The sequence below is a fragment of the Glaesserella sp. genome (genome assembly GCF_041814905.1).
Taxonomy (GTDB): Bacteria; Pseudomonadota; Gammaproteobacteria; order Enterobacterales; family Pasteurellaceae; genus Glaesserella.
The window spans coordinates 57,742-82,410 of record NZ_JBGXYA010000015.1 but is presented as its reverse complement, the minus strand read 5'-3'; the positions used below and the strand labels follow the sequence as shown (position 1 = coordinate 82,410).

Here is a 24,669-nt window from a genome sequence, read left to right as displayed (position 1 = left end):
CGGTATTATGTAGCAGTTGCACAAAGACCGCTTAACTAAATTTTACTACAATCCTTGTGAGTTTTACTAACCACAAGGATTTTTATTTATGGTAAAAGCAAGTGATATGAGTGCTATTCAGCAGAAAATCGCTAAATTAACACAAGACGTTACCTATTTCGAAAAATGTATTGAAGTAGCTAAACAGCATATTGCTACGTTACAGCAAGCCTTGATAGCATTAAATAGTGAGCCATTTTCATTAGCGACAAAACAACGGGGTGAGAAATCTAAATCTTACACTTATAGTCCTAATGAATTTATTGCTAAAGTTTTTAAGCGTTTTCCAAATCAGTGGTTATCAACAAATGAGATTATGATTAAGGCTTTTGAATTGGAAGGCTATACGCCTGATAAATCGGATTTCCACTCGATTGTTATCGCATTTGCTCACGCATTAAGACGATTACATAGTCAGGGGATTATTGAAAAGCATTCTATTGCAGGAAGTGGTCAAAATCCGAAGATTACATGGAAGTTAAAAGAGATTGGAGCATAAAAGATAGCGGTATTCTACCGCTATCTTTGTTTCCATTTCCATTGAATCACTTTGTATCGAACAACTTCAACTCTCTCTATTATCTCTCGTCTTGCAAGGCGTTCACAAGCGGAGCGGACAGACTCAATATAATCTTTAGTAATAGGACGATAGGCTTGTTTATCTGCAACGAGTACCGCTTCTGTTATTTCTTCCGCCCGCCAAGAACGATGTGGTTCAGCTTTCATTACTTGTTGGATAAGTTGGCTTAATTTGCCGTTAAAGCGTTTATGGTAAACTCGATATTTAAAATGTTCGGTGTTGTGTTGATGAACTTCATCTTCACTGATGTTCATTACGTCTAAGGCTTGATGAAGTAAAGCAATACGGCGTTCAACTAGAGCTAGATGAGCCTGTACCTGCTCTTTTTCTCGCTCAAACTGAGCGATTTTTTGTTTAATTTGCGTATAGTAAATTGGGTTTGCCATATTACATTATTAGCCTTTCTACTTGTCTGTGATTACCTTTCCAATAGCCTTTCCAAGCGTTTTCTGATGGTGTAGAAAGGCATTTACTGGTGATATCGTTGAAAATCGTTAAATTATCCAGTTTGCGAGTATCTTCCCGATAGGCTATTTCGTTTGCGTAGTTATCAAGGTAGATATTACTCATTTTGTGGACTTGCCCGTAATACATACGTTTAAAGCGACTAAAGTAACTTTCTGCAAGGTTATTGGTAATCCCTTCATCGCTACGATATTCTTTTTGATGGTTCACTCGTTGTAAGTCGTAATCCACGATTAATTCATCATAAGCACTGTTTTCATCGGTATGAATACGGCTATTTGGTTCAATATATGCAGCAGCCAATTTCTTCACGGTTTCGGTGTTTTCTGACAAAATAGGAAACGTGATGGTTCTCTTTGCTCCGACTAACTGCGGATTAGATAAAGTATCCTGTTCAGCGTAACGTTCACGCATTACCAGTACGCCACGTTTATTTGGATTGGCATTTTCTTTTAAACGTCTATCCACACGTTCTGTTTTCTTATTCTTTGGGCGTGGAGCGGAATGCACGTAAGTACCGTCAATATGAATTTCGCCTGAAAGTGGAAAAAGCTCACGCTGTACAATCAGGCTTTCACGGATTTTATGCGATAAAGTAAAAGCGGTTTTATACTGTACATTCAAATCACGAGAGAGTTGGCAGGCTGAAATTCCCTTAACTGCATTGACGAATAAGGCAATAGCAAATAAATAGGTCTGAATCGGCAGTTTATGGTTTGCAAAAATTGTCCCTGATGTAATGCTAAATGTGTGTTTGCAATGCTTGCAACGCCATTGTTTGCGAGTAGAGATACAGTAGGCTTTATGTTGTACACCGCATTTAGGGCAAACTTGTTCATTTTTACTTCTCCAGCGTAATTCATGCAATAAAGAAAATGCGTCTGCATTAGATAGGCGAGCTATCTTAAGCGGACTTAATTTTCTTGCAGAGCTAGATAACAAAAAACTTTGTGCCATAAATAAAAAAAATGTACAATATGGGTATATAATATGATTTAATCATACTCAAAAACTACATAAAAGTCAATATAGGATACAAAAATGAGTATAAACAACCGCTTAAGAGAAGTGATGGAGTATAAAGGCTTGAATATCAAAGCTTTTGCTGAGTTACTTAATGTACCTTACCGCACCCTTCAGAACTATTTGCTCAATGAGCGAGATCCAAGTGCTGAAGTTTTAATCAGAATTAGTGATGTGTTGAATGTTGATTTGAATTGGTTGATGCGTGGAGAAGGTAAAATATTTCGTGATTCTATGAATGAAAGTGAACTGAATGAAAAGGAAAAGCATCTAATCGCTCACTATCGAAAAATGTCAAGAGATATGCAGGTTGCTTTTGATACTTCTTTTAAGTTCCTATCTGAAAGTTAAAATTAAAATAGGTGTAATGGAAAATATTTCATATTTTTTCATTACACCTTAAACTATTATATAAATATCTTACAAATCCTTGAGCATCAATTAAACAAATTCCATTGAAATAATAAAACTAATATTTCTTTTGCCTAATATGTCACTCAATCATCTAATTTTTCTTGTAACTTTGGAGTAAGCTTAGGTAGTAATTCTTTATTGACTTGAATATGACCTTTTAAAAGATCTTTTAACGACTTTTTTGTGAACCTTTTATGATGATTTTTATTTAAACACGAGCACATTTTATTAGCAATAAAAGTTAAGCTCTTATGATTTAAATCACATAAATCTATATGTAAAGATTTTAGATTGTCATCAATGGTATCTCCATCAGTCTTATCAAGAGATATACCATTTTCTTTCAAAATCTCTTCATTTTTTTCAAAATATACTATATCCAAAGCACTCACATCTTCATTTTTAGGACTTGTTAGTAATGCTAAAATAACATTTTTTAGATCAATATTATTTTCTAAAGTAGAGTCATCATTAATATCTGATACCTCCCAAAAAGATAATGAGTTTTTTGATGTTCTTAGACATGATGTAATAGCATCTGACGATAACTTATTAATCTCTAACTCTTCACACCCTTCTGGATCATTCGAGTTTTTCCATTTAGATTTAGTTATTTTTCTAATAAGAAATGACATATTAATTCACTAAACTAGCATTTTTCTTTAAGATCTTCAATTACTGATTGTTTATAATCTTCCAGCCATTTGGGTGAGATTTCTGCTGTATTTTCAAGGATTTTTAATGACTTAGAATCTCCCCAAGATTCAAAAACTCTAATAGCAAAATCCTTTACTTCCATATCTTTATTGGATAATAAAGCAGCTATACAGATATGGGTATTAGGAAGTGTATCATGCTTCAATTTAGCTAGGATTTTTAGTAAATTTACTAACATTCTTGGTTTATTAATAAAATCTGTGAATAGTTTAGAAAACCATTGACCAGTCACATATGAGTTTCTATCAAAGTAATTTAATAATTCTAACTCTATTGAATTATAGTAATCTTCAACAACCTCTTCAAACATCATGAAATTTATAAATTTACTTTGGAATTTAGAAATTAATTCATTCTTGAAATTTTCATTGCTTAAAAACTCAATAGGAACATCAGATGATGTAAACAAATTAATATCATAAGTTATATCACTAGAAAAAGATTCTCTTACGTAAGTCGTTTTGTTCTCACTACGAATGAAAGTTTTTAAGCTTGACTCTAAACGGTCAGAATAAAATAAATTATTTTGCAAAGAGTTCAAGTTCATAATTATTACTCCAGAATAATTTCAATTTCACGTAAAAACAATTCGATTTCTTTCATACCAAATCTAGGATTTAAATTTGATGTTAGAGTATTTATATCATCAAGTATATGAATTCCTGAGAAATTAGCATTTTCTATCCTAGCATCCAAAGAATATGTTTTTGATTTAACATGGTTTATAAACTCTCCTAGTGTTAAATTTTCTTTTCTAAGAGCTAAACGAATTGTTTTTTCTATAATTTCACTTGTAGATACGTTTTCTTCAGGAAAGTTTGTCTTTTCTTCTATAAAATCTTGACTATTTTCATCTATAGAGTTTCGAACAAAACCTAATCTAATAGATTTATCAAAAGAAATTTCTTCTGATATTTTAGTGATTAACTTTAAAACATCACTACGGAAATTACCTAAAGAATAGTTTTCATCAGGGGAATTATGATTATAAGCTAATAAAATCTGTCTAGGTTTAAAGTCGATACTCCACTTATTGTCAATGGAGCGGAGATCAATGCTGTCAATAACTTTCTGAGTAAGTTTATTATCTTTAACTTCAAATTCAATACCTTGATTCCTTTGTGGCAAGAAATCAGTAAAGCTTCTCAGAAACGATAATGATTTCTCGTCATTAACACTAAGGAGAGAAAAATCATCGTTAAATATAAAAAGCTGATACGATAGAGGCGTCATAGTGCTTTTATTCCTTTGAATATTAATTTACAGATGTATTGTAGCAAAAAATTATCAAAAAAGTAGAGATATTGATCATTTAAGTACAAAAAATAAACAACATGGAAGTGTGGCATCATTTAGTTCGTTATGTCAAACCATTCAGACGTTAAAATCGTACGAAATCAAACGATTTTGTGGTTGTTTGGGTATCGTACATATATGGGTTTTCTAAAACGGTAAAAGCTACAAAACACACAGTGTTTTAGATAGAGGTTAAGTCATTTTTTGTATAAAATAGTGGTTTTATGATCAAGTAAACGTGGCGAGATTTATTGAAACAGCACAGCATTCTTGTTGGATTGTATTACGTGATCAAAAATCAATATTTACTTTATGGCTTTGGTTTTGTAGCCAGCAATAACTGCTTTAGTCCGTTAATCTCATTATCCTTCTGATCAAGCAATTTATTCAGTAAACCTTCCTTTTCTTTTGCATGTGAAAGCTCCAACTTCAATCGCTCAATCTCAATCAATAGTGATGATTCTCCCACACCTTGATACACCGAACCTAATGGTGATTCAATTTGAAAGCAGATATTTTTCTCACCTGATTGGATCAACTCAACAACATCAATATCCAAAATCTGTGCAATCTGCTCTAACTTGTCTAAGTATAACTTTGTTTCACCACGCTCAATCTTGGCATAGCCATTTAATGACATATTCAGTTTTTCAGCCATCTGCTCTTGCGACCATTCTTTTGATTCACGGATTCTTCGGATTTTCTCGTTGATATTCATTCTTTACCCACTAATTGATGAGTGTACCCACAACTAGTGTGGTTGATATACACCGTTAGTTACTACATCAGACTGTACACATACTATACCATATACTGCAAGGTTTTCCCTTAAAATTTTCCCTGATATTGGTTTTTTAGTTATAAGGAAACATTATGAAAGAACTGATTTACTTCTACCTTATTGTTGGCTGCTATATCGCTCACCGTAAAACATCAAATCTTGATGTCAATGCTGTTGATTTTCTGAAAACGTATTTAAAAATTGTTTTCACTTATCCTAAAGAATTATTAGCTAAAAAACGTAATAAGTCAGAAGAAGGAAATCTGTAATGGCTTTTCAAAAATTTGGAAAATTCATTTTCCCAGTTGTTGCAACAGTGTGCTCTCTAGATGTTCTTTCTTCCGCATTCAATGATTCCTATTACGATGTTACTGAACAAATATCAGGTGATTTAGAGAAAGAGAGCTTCCCCAATAACGTAAAAAACGTATGTTCTTCCGAGATCAAAATGATCTCTGCAAAAAATATGCTATATAGCCATGAATATATGGATTATTTTGTGGACAATACATTAGATCTAAGACGAAGTAATTATTTCCCTACCAATGAGTGTAAAGACGATGATTCTTTAAAACGCAAAGAAAAAGAAGCTAAGGCTTATTTCGAGAAAAATTTGGAATCTTTAGAGAAAGATTACCGTGAACATCTTGAAAATGCGAAGAAGTACCTACTCTCAGAAGATTCATACGAAATTAAAAATGCATATGTTAATAGTATTGAATATGACCATGAAACCTATGAAAAAACAGGAAGAATTAACCTTAAATTTGACAGGCTAATTTCGTCCTTTAGTATTGAAGAAGCAAGCGGCAAACCATTTGATCAACTGAAATTTTATATTAAGCCAAGTCGCAAACAAGTGGATTTAATTGAGAAAGCACAAGATCACATGGCTAGGGATAGTGATAAATATATCCTTAGTATGAATATTGACTTAGATAGTATGAAGACATTTATAAGAGCAGGGTGTAATTATTCTACCTATTGGGATAATCTTGCAAGAATAGAAAGTACTTCATCTTGTATTGCGACAAAATTAACTGATGCTGAAATTAATATTCTTAAATTTGACGGTAATAGTGATGAGTACCGAAACACGTCCGAAGAAAAAAGACGCTGGATTTTGGTCGATACTATTCCTGTGAGATGGGAATAATTATTTCCATTTATGGAGTTCGTCTTTTAGATGAACTCCTATTGTTTATAATCCGATAAAATTAGCTTTCTCATAGCAACTCAGCAATGGGTTGCTTTTTTATTTGACAGAAAAACAACGTAGATCTATATTGAATGCCGTTCATCATTGATGAACAATAACAATTTGCCAATGAACCATTTATTTATATTTAGCCTAGTTTCTTTCAAAGAAGCAAAGCGAACCATATAGGCGTAGGAACCTTTATTAAGGCTCTATTTCGGTTTGCAACTCATTTATTAAAGTCCACGTATTTCTTGTGGCAGTACGGTATTCAGGGCAAAACGCTTTGAGCCGACCTGAAAATTCAGGTGGGCGATTTTTTATGTCTAGCGTTTAGCTTTGAGTGCCTTGTACACACAAGGAATACTTATGACTCATTACTTACTTTCAAGCAAATCTAAAACATTATCCCTTAAACATATCTTCCGTCTAAGTGAAGATGAAGCCTTCCGACTTTTAAAAGCAAACCGCTGGGGAAATCCTGATAATATTCACGATGTTTGTTGTCCGCATTGCGGTATTCGCCATAATGCTTACTTTCTTCAATCTCGCAAACGTTGGTGTTGTAAACATTGCCAACGTCACTTCTATATTACGACTAATACAGCATTTGCTTTTCATAAATTACCGTTTGTTGATATTTTGGCAGCCATTCTTCTCTTTGCGAATGAAGTCAAAGGGATTTCAGCAATAACAATGAGCCGTCACCTTAATATTAGTTATAAAACGGCTTTTGTCCTTTGCCATAAACTGCGTGAAGCCCTATTCAAAACTCGAGATTTAACGCCATTGCAAGGGGAAATTCACGAAGATGGTGCGTGGATTAATTTCAAATTACGTCCAGCTAACTTCGCTAAAAACGCCCATAAACAGAAACAAAAAGCCGATAAAAAAGGACGAAAACTTCCAAAATTCAGACCGACTAAACGTTGTATCATCAGCTTAAATCAACGTGCTTCTAATGATGAGACATTATGGGGTTCAAATAGAACTATTGTGGCAATGGACTATACTGAAAATGCCAAAACAATTTTGGCATTAAACCATCAATTCGTGAAACAAGGCAGTGATATTATGTGTGATGAAAATCCAGCCTATAAAGGTTTAGATTTTCATTACACTCGTTGGAGTGTTAATCACGATTTATGTTACAGTGCAAAAGGCATCAATAACAATCTCGCCGAATCCTTTAACGCTCGTTTCCGTGATTTACATCGTGGTGTACATCACAAATGTGATAACAAATACGCCCTACATTATGCCAACCAAGCCGCATTTATGTCAGATAACCGCCAAAAATCTAATGGCGAGCTGTTTAGTGATATTCTCAAACGTTGTTTATGGGTATTGCCATTAAGGGAATGGGTAGGTTATTGGCAAGGAAACCACCGCACGCAAGAGCTTGTCGGTATGACCGCATTTAGCCCCGAAGAAATTTCCCAGTCCTACTTCAAAAATCTCAATGAAAGAATGAAGTACGAGCAAGAGTTACTGGCAGCCTAATTTGCTTAACTAAAAAACGAATTGAAATGTAAGTACAGAGAAATCAGCTTACCTTTGACAAGGCTGAGCGGATTGGCTACGCCCATTGATGGGAAAATTTACATCGCAAGCCAATAATATTGGCAAACAAGTGGGAAAATTAGCTAAAATTTACAAAAAGAAATGCCCTTAACAATTAAGGGCATCAAAAATTTTACTGCGGTTGAGAGTGTATTTTAGGTTTTGTGCAACTGCTACATAATACCGAATTTTCGATTAGTTTACTCTTTTTAAACATAAAAATCTTTCACTTCATTTGCAAAAAATGCGATGAATCCGACCGCTTGTAAACGGAATCGGGTGAATCGTCACAGACCTTACGCAACCCTAATTGTCGATATAACGTGCGTTTTTCGCTATCATTTAGCCGTCGATACTCTCCGGGGGCAAGATCATTTAGCAAAAATCCGCCTAACGCCACTCGAATCAAACGTAACGTCGGAAAGCCGATATGCGCAGTCATACGCCGAACTTGGCAGTTTTTTCCTTCGGAAATCACTAATTCAATCCACGAAGTCGGAATGGTTTTACGCTCACGAATTTTCGGTGCCGTTACCCAATTAAATGGAGGAGGCATGATTTTTCGGACCTTTGCCGGCTTAGTTAAACCGTCTTTTAATTCCACGCCTTTACGCAATTTTTCCAAATCAGCTTCGTTCGGTTCGCCTTCCACCTGAACCCAATAAATTTTCTCTTTGTCAAATTTCGGGTTTGCCAAACGGTGTTGAATTTCACCGTTGTTCGTGAGTAAAAGCAGCCCTTCACTATCGCGATCCAAACGACCGACAGGATAAATATTTGGGATCGGTACAAAATCTTTTAAGGTCTGGCGATGTTGCTCGTCCGTAAATTGAGTCAACACATCATAAGGTTTGTTCAATAACAAGACGATAGTGTCGTCAAAAGAACGTACAGGCTTCTTTGCGCGGGTATTGAATGCTCGTTTTGAGGAAAAAGGTGGTTTCATGGTATTTTTCGCTATACTGACGGTGTGTTTATGTTTCTCTGACGATGTCAAAACCTTTGCACTTACGGTCAAAATCAAGCGAACGCATCACTCACGAATTTTGCAAAAAATTCCGAGAAAAAGACCGCTTGTTTACAGAACATTGTGCTAAGGATGCCGTATCTTCATGCGTTATCTCGATACAAAATAATATTGGCATGAGAATACTCTCATGCCAATCGCACTTTAGTAACCACTTATTGCAAACTACAATCTCACCGGCTCAATAATTTCACTCGGATAGCAGCCCAATACTTTTAAATAAGTGGTGACCTGTTCAAGTTCCGCCAAGGCTTTTTGCGTGTTTTCGGAATGGATGTTTGCTTGACATTCAATGTAAAACATCTCTTCCCACGGCGTGCCGTAAATCGGGCGGGATTCCAGTTTAGTCATACGAATATCGTGCGTCTTGAAGACTGACAACGCATCGACCAGAGCGCCGGCCTGTTGGGTTGTTCTCATTAATAATAACGTTTTAGTCTGCACTTGCGGCGAAACATTCACCGGTTCTTTCGCTAATACGATAAAACGCGTGATATTGTTCGGCTGGTTGGCGATATCGGTTTTAATCACTTCCAAACCATATAATTTGCCGCCGTCTTCGTTGCCTAACGCCACGCAATGGCGTTCATTTAAACGCGCAACCATCTGCATCGCATGAGAGCTGCTCTCACAATATCTGACATGAACTTTATCCAAGCTCTGAATAAATTGGCTACACTGCTGCGCCGGCTGCGGATGGGTATAAATAGTATCAATTTCGGATAAATCCACCATTTGCGGTGCCAATACACAATGTTTGATTTGATAAGCCAATTCACCGACTAATGATAAATCGGTAGTTTGTAATAAATCGTACACTTCATTAATTGAACCGGATGTGGTGTTTTCCAGCGGTAATACGCCGTAATCCGCTTCCCCGTTTTTAACTTTATTAAACACATCATCAAAAGACTCACAGCTCAGTTCAATCAGTGATTCTTGATAATTTTTGGCGAACTGACGAGCCGCCAAATGCGAATAAGAACCGCGCATGCCTAAAAACGCCACGGAAATGTTCTGCTCTTTAATTTCGTTCAGCTTATTCTGTAAATAATTCTGTTGAGTGAGCACAGAATCTTCAATAATACGTTGAAAAATCTGGGTAATATATTGTGGATCAAGCTGATAATTCTCCGCTTCCGCATAATTAACCAACTCTTGCAATAACTGTTTTTCACGTTCAACATCACGCAACGGTTTTTGGGTAACCTCTTTACTGCGCACAACATCAAAAGCTAAACGATGACGTTCGGAAAGCAGTTTGAGTAGGTTGCGATCTACTTGAGTAATCCGCTGACGAATTTCTGAGAGTTCTAAAGACATGACACTTCCTTTTAAAGCAATACAAGCGGTCGGTTTGAGGAAAAATTTTGCAAAAATAACCGATTGCCAATTTGAGTACGCCCGATAGGCGTGTTACATAATTTGGCAAATTCTAGCGATTTAGTATTGAAAAGAAAAGAAAAACGAGCGTAAAAACGCTCGTTAAAAACATTGTTAGGTATCTTAATCCCGTTTGGTTCATTTCTGCACTTTTCACGTTGTAAAGCTAATGCAGTTGAACATCTCCGCTCCCATAAAAATTTTGTTTGAAAACAAAGTATTAAACGATTACGCAATACCTTTGTGTTTTAATAACGCATCTAAGGTCGGTTTACGCCCGCGGAAACGTTCAAACAGCACCATCGGCTCTTCAGAACCGCCACGAGTTAAGATGTGATCCAAGAAAGATTGACCGACCGCACGATTGAAAATCCCCTCTTCTTCAAAGCGGGAATACGCATCGGCAGACAGCACTTCCGCCCATAAATAGCTGTAATAACCCGCCGCATAGCCGCCGGCAAAAATATGGCTAAACGCATGCGGAGTGCGAACATACGTCGGAATTTCGACTAACGCGACTTGCGCTTTCACCGCTTTTAAGATTTCCATCACCATTCCTTCTTTCGGGGTTGCTAAGTGTAAACGGAAATCGAACAAACCGAATTCCAATTGGCGTAGCACAAACATAGCCGCTTGGTAATTTTTCGCTTTCAACAATTGGGTTAATTTTTCTTTCGGTAACGGTTCGCCCGTTTGATAATGACCGGAAATAAACGCCAACGCCTCTTCTTCCCAACACCAATTTTCTAAGAATTGGCTCGGCAGTTCTACCGCATCCCACGGCACACCGTTAATACCGGCAACATCGCCGACATCAATTTCTGTCAACATATGATGAATGCCGTGACCAAATTCGTGGAATAAGGTTGTCACTTCATCGTGAGTAAATAATGCCGGTTTATCGCCTATTGGCTTGTTAAAGTTACAGGTTAAATAAGCAACCGGTTTTTGCAAAGAGCCGTCAGCCAAACGTTTTTGGTTAACGCAATCATCCATCCACGCCCCGCCACGTTTATTTTCACGCGCATATAAATCAAGATAGAACGAACCGCGCAAGCGGTCGGTTTCATCAAAAATATTGAAAAAACGAACATCCGCATGGTAAGTGTCGAAATCTTTTTGTTCTTCAACACGCATACCGAAAATACGTCTAATCAGTTCAAATAAACCTGATAGCACACGTTCTTCAGGGAAATAAGGGCGTAATGCTTCATCGTTAATCGCATATAATGCCTGTTTTTGTTTTTCGCTGTAAAAAGCAATATCCCACGGTTGCAAATCGGTCATACCGAACGTTTTTTCCGCAAACGCTCGTAGCTCTGCCAATTCTTTCTCACCTTGTGCTTTTGAACGATTAGCCAAATCTTCTAAAAAATCAATGACTTGCTGTGAATTTTCTGCCATTTTGGTTGCTAAAGAGTAATCAGCATAGGTATTAAACCCGAGTAATTGCGCCAGTTCCAAACGCAATTCCAACTGTTCTGCCATTATTGCGGAGTTGTCCCACTTTCCGGCATTTACACCTTGATCGGAAGCACGAGTATTGTAAGCTTGGTACATTTGCTCACGTAAATCACGATTTTCACAATAGGTCATTACCGGCAGATAGCTTGGGAACTCAAGGGTAAAACGATAACCGCTTTTTTCTTTACTTTGTGCCGAAAGCTTTGCCGCCTCTAGCGCAGACTCCGGCAAACCTTTCAGTTCGTCTTCATTTTCAATCACAATGTCCCACCCCATTGTGGCATCCAGCACATTGTTGCTGAATTGCGAGCTAAGCTCAGATAAGCGCATTGAGATTTCGCCGTAGCGTTGTTGTTTATCTGCCGGCAGAGAAATTCCCGAAAGCTCAAAATCGCGCAAACTGTTTTCAATCGCTTTCTTTTTCGCTACGGAATAATCGGCAAATTCAGGACTGTTTTTAAGTTTAACATAGCCTTGGTATAAGCCTTGATGTTGCCCGACCCAAGTGCTGTATTCGGAAAGTAACGGCAAACAAGCTTGATAAGCTTCTCGTAGCTCAGGACTATTTTTAACCGCATTTAAATGCGCAACCGGAGACCACGCTCGTGATAGTTTGTCGCCACTGACAGCTTGCGGTAGATAAAAATTTTCCCAAGTCGGATTCTCGATTTGAGCGACTTGTTCAATCGTTGTTTGGCAGTCTTGAATTAATTGGCTAATCGCCGGTTGGATATGTTCGGGTTTAATTTGTGAGAATTTCGGTAATGCTGCAAGATCTAAAAGTGGATTCGACATTTTTTTTCCTATTTATTGCGTAAGTTCAACATAAAACGAGGCATAGTTTGGGGAATTTTTGCGAAATATCAAGGGGAAAAACGACAAGCGGTCAGTTTCAACGAATTTTTTGCAAATTATCCACTGAAACTGACCGCTTGTTCCGATTAAAACATCAATATTTTACTGTGTGACCGTAGCTTTCAATAATTCCTTTGATATGTTCCAACGATTCTTTAGTCGGCGGTTCAACGTCTTTCAATTCATATTCATACCCGAGCGTTTCCCATTTATGGGCTCCTAAACGGTGATACGGCAGCAATTCTACTTTTTCGATATTTTCCATACCTTGAATAAATTGACCGAGTAAATGCACATCGGCATCGGAATCGGTATATCCCGGTACAACGACATAACGAATCCAAGTTCGTTGATTACGCTTTTGTAAATAACGGGCAAAGTCGAGCGTACGTTTATTGGACACACCGATAAGATCTTTATGCACTTCTTCGTTCAGCTCTTTAAGATCCAGCATCACTAAATCCGTGACATCGAGCATTTCATCAACAACAGGCGAATAATTACGCACAAAACCATTGGTATCCAAGCAGGTATCAATCCCCTCTGCTTTACAAGCTCGAAACCAATCGCGAACAAACTCCATCTGTAATACAGCTTCACCACCTGATGCGGTCACACCGCCACCGGTTGCACGCATAAAATGTTTATAACTCACGACTTCTTTCATGAGATCTTCAACGGAAATCTCTTTCCCGCCATCAAGATCCCAAGTGTCACGGTTATGGCAATATTTACAACGCATTAAACAGCCTTGTAAAAAAAGGATAAAACGAATACCCGGACCATCAACGGTACCGCAGGATTCGTAAGAATGATAACGCGCTAAAACTGTCATAATTAATCCTTTAAGCAATCAATAAACGTATAGATTGTAGCAAAAAACATCCGGAGTTTCAGGGTAAGATGAAAATAAATTTTCTATTTTGGTATCTGATACAAAGGATTCTTATTTGTTATAAAACATCAATGCTTGCTAAATAATATAGCTAAAAAATCTTGCTAGATATTATTGCTAAATCTTAAGCTAAATATTTATGCTAAATTTACGTATTTAAATATTTATTTAAGTTTTTAAAGAAAAGCAAAAAAGATTAAAGAAAAGTATATTCACAAAGCCAATATTTATATTAGTGTTAATATAATCAAGATAATTTTTATCTCTTTTTTTATTACAATTAAAATGGGAAAACCATAGTGAAAAACTTTAAATTTAATTTATTTAGCGTCTTACTCGCAATAACCTATTACCCACAAGGAGCCGTAGCATCAACCACTGATCAACTACGTGAGGGTATTATTCACTACTCCCGAATGAATGATGAACAATTACGCATCGGGACCGAAAAACTTGCCGAATTATATCGAAATACTTTAGACCATAAAGTACGTGACGATTTAATTACATTGCTTGTGCGCCAAGGCAGAAACACTGAAGCCTTGGAGCTTTGCAAGGAATGTCAAGTGACTGACTACTCTGCAAATGAATTAGAACACCTTGCCAAAGCCGCTCGTAATGAAGGGCAACGTGGCGCATCTCTTGCTTTCTACACTCAATTAACCGAAGTGCAACCGGATAACCCTAACGGATTATTAGGGACCTCTTTAATCACAACTGAAATGGCTAAATTTGAGGTTGCTAAAAAATATTTAGCAAAATATAAATCCCAATTTGGTGAAGACGAACAATATAACGAAGTTTATGCCTATTTTCTAGAAAGCAGCGAGCCTTTAACAACCCGTTTAGATCGATTAAATAGAGAATTAGAAAAAAATCCGTCGGATACCGAACTTGCTAAAAAAATATATCGTTTAGCTGCACAATTAAATATGTCTACGTTACAAACAAATTTAATTGCTACTTATCCTGATTTATTTAACGAGCACGATCGTTTATGGTTTTTACATGATGAAGCTATTCGTTTATATCGCGTTGCTTCTACACGCGAGCAAATGGAAACCGCCTATAAAATGCTTGATGAAGTAAATAATCAGCTATCCGAAACCGAGAATGATGAGTTAAAAGTTCAAGTGTTACGCGATATGGTGGTGATTTCATCAAAACTCCATAACGACTCAGATGTTGAAAAAGCTTATGCGCAATTACAACAATTGAATCCGGATATGCCGCTTTTCGTAAAAGAAGCTTACGCAGATTATTTATTGCATTCCGGTTCTCCTTTCAAAGCGTTAAGTATGTATAAACAAATTGAAGAGCATTATGTGCAACAAAAACAGGAAGTGCCTTTCGAATTGGGTATCAAGATTGTCAATACATTGAGCGATATGGCTAAATTTGATCAGGCGAAACAGTATTTAGTTAATCATGTTTCTGAGCCGCCTGCATATATTTCAGATTTTACACATTCAAGAAAAGTCAAAAACTCTAACTTTGATGCTTATTTCCTAAGCAAAGTGAACTTACTTGCTTGGCGAGGAAAATTATCCGAAGCACATCAATTAATCGATGAACGTTTAGCACAAACGCCTGGAGATGCTTGGATAATGTTACGTAAAGCAGAGCTCGAAAATAGCAGAATGCGCGGCGATGATGCCCTCACTTGGGTGGATCGTGCTGTTGCTACTTTGGGCACCAATTCCCGTTGGGCTGAAGTAACTCGAGCCAATATTGCATTAAGTCTAAATGATTGGAAAACCGCAAGTTCAATTATCAATAGTCTAACAGCAGAAGAAAAACATGCTGCAAAATATGTGGTTGATCAGTACGAACAAGCAAAATCAGCTCGTTTTGTTGCCTCTGCCGATGTTTATCATCGCACTTCACCGGCGGGTAAACCAAACGAAAACCAGCAAGAATACTATCTCTATTCTCCAAAAACTAAAGACGGGCATGAAGTTTACTTGCACCATTTAACCAGTAAATCACCTGATGACAACATTGATTTTAAACAGTCACGACTTGGTGTCGGTGCACAATTAAATTTCTATCCGTTAACCGTAAAAACGGAAATGGGTAAAGGGATTAAATTAAATGAGAAATCTTATTTTTCCTTAGATACCTCATATCGCTTTAATCAACATTGGCGTTTCAATTTAAACGGTAATATTAATGGCAGTAATACGCCGGTTAAGGCCATCTATCAAAACGTATACACTAAAGATTTAGGATTTTCAGTCAATTACACTTATTCTAATGCATTCAACGTTTCAGTTGCGGCAAACGGAATGAAATTTGATGACGGTAACTTACGTAAGAGTTTGTCGTTATATTCTAATTTTAATGTATTTAAGCATGATCGTTGGAATTTAGACAGTAATGTGTTCTGGTCATTACAACGTAATAAGCGAACACCATCAGCTTATTATTATAATCCGCTGAAAGATCAATTTGCAGAAGGCAGCTTTGATTTATCTTATTTCCAACCTTTTGATCATAAGATGTATTTAACCCATCACCTCAGAAGTGGAATTGGTCGCTATTGGCAAGATGATTACGCAAGCCAAAAAACTTGGTCGATCTCTTACGGTCATGAGTGGCGTTTAGGCAAGAAAGTTAATATTTCTTATGAATTAGGACGCAAAAAATCCGTTTATGACGGTTCCCCTGAATTCAATAATTTTATTAAAACAGACTTTTCCGTTTACTTCTAGTAAAGCGCTCTTTGAGGAATTATTTTAGGAATATAATGATGTTAAAAAGATATATTAAGAAAATCATGTACTTAGTGATTTTGACGTTCACAAGTACTTTGGCATTTGCGTCAAAAAATGAGTTTGGCGTATTGTGCTACCACAATATTGTGGATGAAAGTATTTCAATTAATGAACAGGAATATTATCCACAAACGATGACGGTACAAACGTTAGTTAACCACTTCAACTGGCTAAAACATAACGGCTATACTCCTGTAAGCTGGCAACAAATCTTAGATGCCAAAAACGGAGGAGCGCCATTACCGGAAAAAGCCGTATTACTCACATTCGATGATGGTTATGAAAGTTTCTACACAGTAATTTATCCGCTATTGAAAGCGTATAACTACCCTGCGGTCTATGCCATTGTAACAGATTGGATTAATACTCCGGCTAATAAAAAAATCAATTATGGTAAAGTACAACTTGATCGTAAAGCATTTTTAAGCTGGGCACAATTGCGTGAAATGCAAAACAGTGGATTAATCGAAATTGCGTCACATACTGACAATATGCACTATGGTGTTAAAGCGAATCCGGCAGGCAGTAGCTTACCGGCAGTTATTGCTCCTCAATATAAGAATAATAAATATGAAACTGTTGAAGAGTATCGTGCAAGATTGAAAAAAGATTTTCAACGCTCTTATCAAGTTTTAAAAACAAACCTAGGTGTTGCACCACGAATTATGATTTGGCCTTACGGTCAATTTACCGATGAAGCCGTAGATATTGCTAAACAGGCCGGTTTCCTATCGCATTTTTCATTAAGAGAAACCAAAGTGAATACCCCAGATGACCCACATGTAGGTCGTCTGTTACTCGATACCGAAACATCTATCAGTACAATTTCAAAATATTTAGAACAAAAAACCGACAAATCGGATGTACAACGTACTGTTCGTATCAAACTGGATGAAATATATGATCCTAATCCGACAAAATTACAACAAAATGTTGATGTATTAGTAGAACGTATGCATCAATACGGAATCACTGCGGTCTATCTGCAGGCGTTCTCTGACGCAAATAATGACGGTATGGCAGATGCATTGTATTTCAAAAATCAATATCTACCTGTTCGGGCTGATATTTTCAGTTATGTCGCATGGGCATTAAGAACAAGAGCAGAAGTTGAAGTTTACGCTTGGATGCCAGAATCTGCGTTTGCTTTAGAACAACAAAATAAGCTAGCCACAATCAAGTCTATTTATAAAGATTTATCGTTTTACAGTAAATTTGACGGTATTTTCTTTCAAGGCGATACCATTGCAGCAAGTACAAATGGAAATCCAGAGCTAACAAAAACACTCAAAAATGTTGTAACACCTTTCGCATTAGGCGGTGAGGAAAGACTTAAAACAGCAAGAGCAATCAATATGTCTTTGATACCTTCACAAAATTTAAGTGATGTGATTAATGCAAATGAGGGATTCAACGTCATTATGGTCGCACCCTATTCGGTAAATAATAACAATATATCGGCTCGTGACGCCCAAAAATGGATAGATAATCTTGTAAAACAAACACTTGAATTAGCACCTAAAGCTAAATTGGTATTTGAATTGCAAACAATTGATAAAGGCACACAGAAAGCAATCTCCGATGATGAATTAAGTACGTGGATGGCTAATTTACCTAAAATGAAAGTATATAGTTTTGGTTATCAGCCGGATAATTTCTTACTCAATCAACCGGCGATATCAAAAATCAGACCCTATTTTTCTCTGAGTACCGATGTTGGCTTAAAGTAGGAATATGATATGACATTAACCTGGTTTGATATTTTAAATATCCTACTGTTTATCTACCCTGCATTAATGGCAATTTATTGGTCTACTGCAGCAAGTGCATATTCCGCATTTATAGAAGTTAAATTCAGTCAGCCTTTTTACCATATTATGAACCCTGATGAAGTTCCTATGGTAAGTATCATGATTCCTTGTTACAACGAAGCTGATAACTTAGATGATGCGATTCCGCACTTATTAAAACTCAGATATCCGAAGTATGAGCTGATTTTTATAAATGATGGCAGTAAAGACAGTACCGGAGATATTATTGATTGGTGGTCAAGAATTGATAAGAGAATCATTGCATTACACCAAGAAAATTCAGGTAAAGCCAGCGCACTGAATCACGGTTTAACCATTGCTAAGGGTGAATATGTTGCTTGTATTGATGGCGATGCCGTTTTGGATTATCACGCGATTGATTATATGGTGCAGTCGTTAGAATCTAATCCGAGATCCGGTGCGGTTACAGGTAATCCGCGCGTACGTAACCGTAGCACGATTCTTGGCTGTTTACAAACATCTGAATTTAGCTCGATTATCGGATTGATTAAACGTGCTCAAAGTTTAATGGGAACCATCTTTACCGTGTCCGGCGTCTGTTGTTTATTTAGAACGGAAGCAATTAAAAAGATCGGTGGTTGGAGTGTCAATATGATCACCGAAGATATCGATGTAAGCTGGAAATTACAAATTGCAGGTTATAACGTTATCTACGATCCCCGAGCGCTCTGTTGGACGTTAATGCCGGAAACGATGAAAGGTTTATGGAAACAGCGTCTGCGTTGGGCTCAAGGCGGAGCAGAAACCATAATTAAATATTTTCCGTTAATCTGGAACGTAAAAAACCGCCGTTTATGGCCAATGTATATTGAATACTTTATTACTGCCGTTTGGGCATACTCATTAATAATAATACTCTGCATTGATATTATTTTAGAGTTAACTACCGGTGGTTTGAATATTCCGTTATTCCGAATGCTGATGACCGTCTTGTTCTTCTGCTTCTTTTGGCAATATTGGTTCAGTCTGTATATCGACAGTCGTTATGAAAAAGGTCTATTCCGTTATTCACTATATTGTATTTGGTACCCATATGTATATTGGGCACTGAACTTACTTACCCTCGTTTTCGGTATTCCGAAAGCGATTTTTAGAAACAAGTCCAAATTAGCTGTATGGACTAGCCCAGACAGAGGAGTATAAATGGAACTACAAGATTCGATGATTATTAATAAATCACCAAGAGACTTGCCTTTCACTTTAACGTTTAAAAGCCGCAGCATCACATTGATAACTTGGCTCTTATGGGGATACAGTTTATATATGATGTACTACTACGCACCAAAAATTTTTGCAATGCCTGTGCTTGAGCAGTTTTTCTTTCACCAGATCGTTGCATTTATGTTTATTGGTTCCGCCATATTGTTGGTTTTCACCGTGATATGGTCATTTATTGCGAAATCTTACAAACGTTAATAAAAAGGCGACTGTTTCATTCGATAAAAGGAGCAAATGATTTGCTCCTTTTTTGCTTTTATCATTTAATAAATTTGCAAAATTCTGCGTCAAACAGACCGCTTGTTGTTCTTATTTATCCTGATGAACATCTATATCTTTATCGACCCACAACCTATTACCGGAATATTCATATAGTTGAAAGTGCTTATGTTGATGTGTTGTAGAGAAATCACGATTAATCCAAAAAGAAGCTAATCTTAGCTGATGATTATGTGCACCTTTAATCCAAACGGTTTTATTCACATTTTGTTTTACCTGCAATAAGCGGATTGTTTGATGATAATTTTCTAGTTGAATCAGTGCATCGTTCTCCGCTTGGGTCAAATCAATGTAGGTGGTTTGCCTTAACTTCACAAAATTGTCATCGGTTAATCTTGCCAGTTGTTGGACAGCTTGATTGTTTGAGCTATCCAAAACATTGGTTTTACGGATAATGACATTTAATAGCTCTTCCGTATATTTTTGAATAGTATCTGCAGATAATGAACCGGCTTCTTCTCCCCAAATTGACAATGCGGCACCTAAAATTTGCTCGCTCTCTTTCACCGCATTATACCGATTTTGCCCATCCCAAATACCTAACGACCAATTTTGTAATGCATCTCGCATTGCATAGTTACTATTATAAGAAGTCGATTCACCCTGTTTGGGATTAAAATAGAGATAATATGAATTATAATTTAGTACATTAAAGCCATTTTCAATCAGTTCCGGTAAACTTGCGCGAATCCTGCGCCGTTCCTCTGCATCCTGCCTATTTTGCGTATCACCGTCGTAACTCCAATAAGTAATTTCAATATTACGATCCAACAACGGCAAGGTCGCATTAATTACACCATCATTCCACATTCTGGTAGTCAGTTTTTGATTCATTAAAAATGCATTCAAGCTATTTGCATAGCGAATAAATTCAGGGTTACTCTCTACGCTATAACCGAATTCATCTCCACCGATATGAAAATGTTTACTGCTATCACCGAATATATCAATAACTTCTTGTATCAGACTTTGCATAAAAGCAAGGCTATCCGGATTAGTAATATCGATTTCCTCATCATTCCATTGAGATTTCAGTGACTGAACATAGTCTTTACCGTATTTCTTTTCCATTAATACAAAAATAGCCGTCATGTGATTAGGGCTATCCAATTCAGGAATCAGTTCAATCTGCCTTGCTTTAGCATAATCAATGATTTCACGCAGCTGGCTATAGCTTAAAAAAGGCTTATTTGTCAAAGGATTAATATAAATACCGTTCTGATTAACGGCATTTTCAACGCGCTGACCCAAAATATCACTTTCTAAAGCATAATTTTCGTGATCAGAAAAATGTAAATGCAAAAAAGTACCGTCAGCCTGATGAATCGTATCAATAAAGGCTTTAATGACTTCAGGCGGATAAAAATGTCTTGCAATATCTAACATAAGCCCGCTTTCTTTATGAGCCGGGACTTTAATTGAATGAATGCATTGCGTAGATTCCGCTTTTGCTACCGCAAGAGAAAAATAAGATAAACCGCAAAGGATAACAAACATGGCATTTTTCAAAAAAGTGACTACCCAAAATTGCGGAATTAAACTAAGTAAAAATAACTTTTTCATTATGATTTTAATCAAATTAAAAAAAATCCGCCCCAAAGGGCGGATTTTTCATGACTTAGGATGTAATTAAATCGTTTGTGTGAAAGTACGAGTAATTACGTCTAACTGTTGCTCTTTAGTTAAAGAGTTGAATCGTACAGCATAACCGGAGACACGGATAGTCAATTGCGGATATTTTTCCGGATTTTCCATCGCATCTAATAACATTTCACGGTTCATCACGTTCACGTTCAAGTGTTGACCACCTTCGATGGTTGATTCATGGTGGAAGTAACCGTCCATTAAACCGGCAAGGTTGCGTTTCTGAGCTTCCAGATCTTTACCTAACGCATTTGGTACAATTGAGAAGGTATAAGAGATACCGTCTTTTGCAAATGCAAATGGTAATTTAGCAACAGAAGTCAATGAAGCTACCGCACCTTTCTGGTCACGTCCGTGCATTGGGTTTGCACCCGGTCCGAATGGAGCACCTGAACGACGACCGTCCGGCGTATTACCTGTTTTCTTACCGTAAACCACGTTTGAAGTAATGGTTAACACTGATTGTGTCGGTGTTGCGTTACGATATGTTTTAAGTTTCTGAATTTTCTTCATGAAACGTTCAACCAAATCAACTGCGATGTCGTCTACACGGTTGTCATTGTTACCGAATTGCGGATATTCGCCTTCAATTTCAAAGTCAATCGCCACGTTTTTCGCTACACCAACAACGTCACCCGCTTTGTTTTTAATTTCAATGTCGCCACGAATCGGTTTAACTTTCGCATATTTAATTGCAGAAAGAGAGTCTGCCGCTACTGAAAGACCTGCGATACCACATGCCATTGTACGGAATACATCACGATCATGTAATGCCATCAATGCAGCTTCATAAGCATATTTATCATGCATGAAGTGGATGATATTTAATGCGGTTACATATTGTGTTGCCAACCAATCCATAAAGCTATCCAAACGGGCCATGACATCATCATAATCCAAGTATTCGCTTGTGATCGGTTCGGTTTTTGGTCCTACTTGGTCGCCTGATTTTTCATCAATACCGCCATTGATTGCGTATAACAAGGTTTTCGCTAGGTTAGCACGAGCGCCAAAGAACTGCATCATTTTACCCACGATCATCGGGCTTACACAGCACGCAATCGCATAGTCATCGTTTTGGAAATCAGGACGCATTAAGTCATCGTTTTCATACTGCACAGATGAAGTATCAATCGAGACTTTCGCAGCATAACGTTTGAAACCATCCGGTAGACTTTCAGACCAAAGGATTGTTAAGTTTGGTTCCGGAGATGGTCCCATTGTGTAGAGAGTATGTAAAATACGGAAACTGTTTTTCGTTACCAATGTACGGCCGTCTAACCCCATACCGGCCAATGTTTCCGTTGCCCACATCGGGTCACCTGAGAACAATTGATCGTATTCAGGTGTACGTAAGAAACGTACCATACGAAGTTTCATTACTAAATGGTCGATTAATTCTTGTGCTTCTTGTTCAGTGATTTTACCGAGTTTTAAATCACGTTCGATAAACACATCTAGGAAGGTTGAAACACGACCGAAAGACATTGCAGCGCCGTTTTGTGATTTCACCGCAGCAAGATAGGCAAAGTATGTCCATTGAACCGCTTCTTGGGCGTTGGTCGCAGGATTAGAAATATCATAACCATAGGAAGCCGCCATTTCTTTCATTTTGCCTAATGCTCGATGTTGCTCAGCAATTTCTTCGCGCAATTGAATAGTTCCTTGGATATCGTCACCGGCTTCTAATTTTGCTTGTAATGAATTGAACTGTTTAACTTTGTCTTTCATTAAGAAATCTGCACCGTAAAGAGCCATACGACGGTAGTCACCAATGATACGGCCACGACCATAAGCATCAGGAAGACCAGTGATAACACCTGATTTACGGCAACGTAAGATATCCGGAGTATATACGTCAAATACGCCTTGATTGTGAGTTTTACGGTATTCTGTAAAGATTTTTTCTACTTCAGGTTTTAACTCACGACGATAAACTTTACATGAACCTTTAACCATATTGATACCACCAAACGGCATAATCGCACGTTTTAACGGTGCATCAGTTTGAAGACCTACAATTTTCTCTAGATCTTTGTTGATATAGCCAGGAGCATGTGAAGTAATGGTTGACGGAGTATCCGTATCAATATCATACGGTTCGTGAGTTTTATTCTCGACCTTAATTTTTTCCATCACATCTGCCCAAAGCGTTGAAGTCGCTTCAGTAACATCTGCTAAGAATGATTCATCACCTTCATAAGGAGTGTAGTTCTTTTGAATAAAATCACGAACATTCACGTTGGTTTGCCACTCACCCGGTGCAAAACCTTCCCACGCCTTGAGTTGTGCTTCAGTTAATTGAGCCATGTTAAGTCCTCGTTAGTTAGTTAAATTATTATGCAGGAGCGAATAATATTCGCCCGCTACGAATCTTGAAAATCAATGTTTACGTAAGTGCAAAAACCATTGCACCAGGCCGATAAAAAACGCACCGCCAACAATGTTACCTAGCGTTGCGGGAATTAAATTTTTTACTATAAAATTCACCATGGTGAGATCTGCGTATTGAGCAGAATCCACTCCGATTGCCGTCCAGAATTCAGGACCTGCGGAACCGTGGATTAATACGCCCATCGGTACCATAAACATATTCGCCACACAGTGCTCAAAGCCTGATGCTACAAACATTGCAATCGGTAAAATCATCACGAAAGTTTTATCCGTTAGACTTTTACCCGCATACGCCATCCAAACAGCAATACAAACCATTAAATTACAAAAAATGCCTAAACTAAATGCTTCAACCCAAGTATGATGAATTTTATGTTGGGCTGTTTTTAAAATAGTTAACCCCCACTGCCCGTCTGCTGCCATAATTTCGCCACTAAACCAAACAAGAAAGACGATAAAGGTAGCGCCGACAAAATTTCCGCCGTAAACAACAAGCCAATTTTTCAACATTTGCGTCCAGGTAATTCTGTTACTTGCTTTCGCAATAGCGGTCATCGTTGATGAGGTAAAAAGTTCTGCACCAAAAACTACGCACATGATAATACCAAGAGAGAAGACCGTACCTCCGATGAGTTTCGCAACACCCCAAGGGAGTTCTCCGGCACCGACTTGCGTAGTTGCATAAAAGACAAAGGCAATTGAAATGTAAGCGCCGGCAGTAATGGCAGAGACAAAAGAGTAAAATTGATTTTTGGTAGCTTTATAAACCGCCCCGTCTTCGGCGATTTTGGCCATTTCAGCAGGAGAAAACATCACTATCCTTAA

At 37.4% G+C, this 24,669-nt stretch carries 21 protein-coding genes and 1 pseudogene; 9 read left to right on the top strand and 13 right to left on the bottom strand.

The genetic code is table 11. The features are described from left to right. Positions 1–88 precede the first annotated feature (88 nt). On the top strand, positions 89–538 hold the full coding sequence (locus ACEYJ7_RS02520; protein WP_373777448.1) for a hypothetical protein: 450 nt from the start codon (positions 89–91) through the stop codon (positions 536–538). A 20-nt stretch (positions 539–558) separates the two neighbouring features. Here ACEYJ7_RS02520 and ACEYJ7_RS02515 read toward each other — a convergent pair whose 3' ends face one another. Then, complete coding sequence (locus ACEYJ7_RS02515) at positions 559–1,005, bottom strand: hypothetical protein (RefSeq protein ID WP_373777447.1); 447 nt, start codon at positions 1,003–1,005, stop codon at positions 559–561. A 1-nt stretch (position 1,006) separates the two neighbouring features. After that, a complete protein-coding gene (locus ACEYJ7_RS02510; RefSeq protein WP_373777446.1) occupies positions 1,007–2,041 on the bottom strand; it encodes an IS1595 family transposase in 1,035 nt (344 codons plus the stop codon). An 84-nt stretch (positions 2,042–2,125) separates the two neighbouring features. Between ACEYJ7_RS02510 and ACEYJ7_RS02505 the strand changes: the two genes are divergently transcribed. Continuing rightward, positions 2,126–2,458 (top strand): helix-turn-helix domain-containing protein, encoded by a 333-nt coding sequence (locus ACEYJ7_RS02505; protein ID WP_373777445.1) that lies wholly within the window; start codon positions 2,126–2,128, stop codon positions 2,456–2,458. 146 nt (positions 2,459–2,604) lie between these two features. Here ACEYJ7_RS02505 and ACEYJ7_RS02500 read toward each other — a convergent pair whose 3' ends face one another. The 4 genes from ACEYJ7_RS02500 to ACEYJ7_RS02485 all read right to left on the bottom strand — a co-directional run bounded on the left by ACEYJ7_RS02500 (position 2,605) and on the right by ACEYJ7_RS02485 (position 5,252). After that, a complete protein-coding gene (locus ACEYJ7_RS02500) occupies positions 2,605–3,156 on the bottom strand; it encodes a hypothetical protein (RefSeq protein ID WP_373777444.1) in 552 nt (183 codons plus the stop codon). A gap of 14 nt (positions 3,157–3,170) precedes the next feature. Further along, positions 3,171–3,785, bottom strand: a complete 615-nt coding sequence (locus ACEYJ7_RS02495) for a hypothetical protein (RefSeq protein ID WP_373777443.1) — start codon at positions 3,783–3,785, stop codon at positions 3,171–3,173. 5 nt (positions 3,786–3,790) lie between these two features. Continuing rightward, on the bottom strand, positions 3,791–4,471 hold the full coding sequence (locus ACEYJ7_RS02490) for a hypothetical protein (RefSeq protein WP_373777442.1): 681 nt from the start codon (positions 4,469–4,471) through the stop codon (positions 3,791–3,793). Between the two features lie 373 nt (positions 4,472–4,844). Next, positions 4,845–5,252 carry a helix-turn-helix domain-containing protein gene (locus tag ACEYJ7_RS02485; protein WP_373777441.1) on the bottom strand — a complete coding sequence of 136 codons (408 nt, stop codon included), beginning with the start codon at positions 5,250–5,252 and terminating at the stop codon, positions 4,845–4,847. 155 nt (positions 5,253–5,407) lie between these two features. Here ACEYJ7_RS02485 and ACEYJ7_RS02480 point away from each other — a divergent pair, with 155 nt between their 5' ends. The 3 genes from ACEYJ7_RS02480 (at position 5,408) to ACEYJ7_RS02470 (ending at position 8,016) form a co-directional block, all read left to right on the top strand. Further along, a complete protein-coding gene (locus ACEYJ7_RS02480; protein WP_005601293.1) occupies positions 5,408–5,584 on the top strand; it encodes a hypothetical protein in 177 nt (58 codons plus the stop codon). Beyond that, a complete protein-coding gene (locus ACEYJ7_RS02475) occupies positions 5,584–6,471 on the top strand; it encodes a hypothetical protein (RefSeq protein WP_373777440.1) in 888 nt (295 codons plus the stop codon). The genes ACEYJ7_RS02480 and ACEYJ7_RS02475 overlap by 1 nt, the downstream gene beginning before the upstream one ends. Before the next feature lie 411 nt (positions 6,472–6,882). Continuing rightward, complete coding sequence (locus ACEYJ7_RS02470) at positions 6,883–8,016, top strand: IS1595 family transposase (protein WP_373777439.1); 1,134 nt, start codon at positions 6,883–6,885, stop codon at positions 8,014–8,016. 286 nt (positions 8,017–8,302) lie between these two features. On the opposite strand, the gene ACEYJ7_RS02465 is transcribed toward ACEYJ7_RS02470, so the two are convergent. The 4 genes from ACEYJ7_RS02465 to pflA all read right to left on the bottom strand — a co-directional run bounded on the left by ACEYJ7_RS02465 (position 8,303) and on the right by pflA (position 13,640). Then, a complete protein-coding gene (locus ACEYJ7_RS02465) occupies positions 8,303–9,022 on the bottom strand; it encodes a pseudouridine synthase (protein WP_373777438.1) in 720 nt (239 codons plus the stop codon). Positions 9,023–9,268: 246 nt separating this feature from the next. After that, complete coding sequence (locus ACEYJ7_RS02460; RefSeq protein WP_373777437.1) at positions 9,269–10,426, bottom strand: chorismate mutase; 1,158 nt, start codon at positions 10,424–10,426, stop codon at positions 9,269–9,271. Between the two features lie 288 nt (positions 10,427–10,714). After that, positions 10,715–12,745, bottom strand: coding sequence for an oligopeptidase A (gene prlC, locus ACEYJ7_RS02455; protein ID WP_373777436.1), 2,031 nt, complete (start codon positions 12,743–12,745; stop codon positions 10,715–10,717). Between the two features lie 154 nt (positions 12,746–12,899). Then, positions 12,900–13,640, bottom strand: coding sequence for a pyruvate formate lyase 1-activating protein (gene pflA, locus ACEYJ7_RS02450; RefSeq protein WP_373777435.1), 741 nt, complete (start codon positions 13,638–13,640; stop codon positions 12,900–12,902). Between the two features lie 359 nt (positions 13,641–13,999). Between pflA and pgaA the strand changes: the two genes are divergently transcribed. The 4 genes from pgaA to ACEYJ7_RS02430 are packed head-to-tail and all read left to right on the top strand — an operon-like array spanning position 14,000 to position 19,725. Next, positions 14,000–16,414: a poly-beta-1,6 N-acetyl-D-glucosamine export porin PgaA gene (pgaA, locus tag ACEYJ7_RS02445; protein ID WP_373777434.1), complete on the top strand. Its 2,415-nt coding sequence runs from the start codon at positions 14,000–14,002 to the stop codon at positions 16,412–16,414. Between the two features lie 35 nt (positions 16,415–16,449). Continuing rightward, entirely contained in the window at positions 16,450–18,207 is a 1,758-nt protein-coding gene (gene pgaB, locus ACEYJ7_RS02440) for a poly-beta-1,6-N-acetyl-D-glucosamine N-deacetylase PgaB (RefSeq protein ID WP_373777433.1), read from the top strand. 9 nt (positions 18,208–18,216) lie between these two features. Beyond that, positions 18,217–19,452: a poly-beta-1,6-N-acetyl-D-glucosamine synthase gene (gene pgaC, locus ACEYJ7_RS02435; RefSeq protein ID WP_373777432.1), complete on the top strand. Its 1,236-nt coding sequence runs from the start codon at positions 18,217–18,219 to the stop codon at positions 19,450–19,452. Next, positions 19,453–19,725, top strand: coding sequence for an HmsD (locus tag ACEYJ7_RS02430; RefSeq protein WP_373777431.1), 273 nt, complete (start codon positions 19,453–19,455; stop codon positions 19,723–19,725). Positions 19,726–20,184: 459 nt separating this feature from the next. On the opposite strand, the pseudogene ACEYJ7_RS02425 reads toward ACEYJ7_RS02430, so the two are convergent. The 3 genes and pseudogenes from ACEYJ7_RS02425 to focA all read right to left on the bottom strand — a co-directional run. Next, a pseudogene (locus ACEYJ7_RS02425) lies at positions 20,185–21,303 on the bottom strand (family 20 glycosylhydrolase); the annotation flags it as partial. A 132-nt stretch (positions 21,304–21,435) separates the two neighbouring features. Next, entirely contained in the window at positions 21,436–23,760 is a 2,325-nt protein-coding gene (gene pflB / locus ACEYJ7_RS02420) for a formate C-acetyltransferase (protein WP_373777430.1), read from the bottom strand. 72 nt (positions 23,761–23,832) lie between these two features. After that, positions 23,833–24,657, bottom strand: coding sequence for a formate transporter FocA (gene focA, locus ACEYJ7_RS02415; RefSeq protein WP_373777429.1), 825 nt, complete (start codon positions 24,655–24,657; stop codon positions 23,833–23,835). Positions 24,658–24,669: the final 12 nt, after the last annotated feature.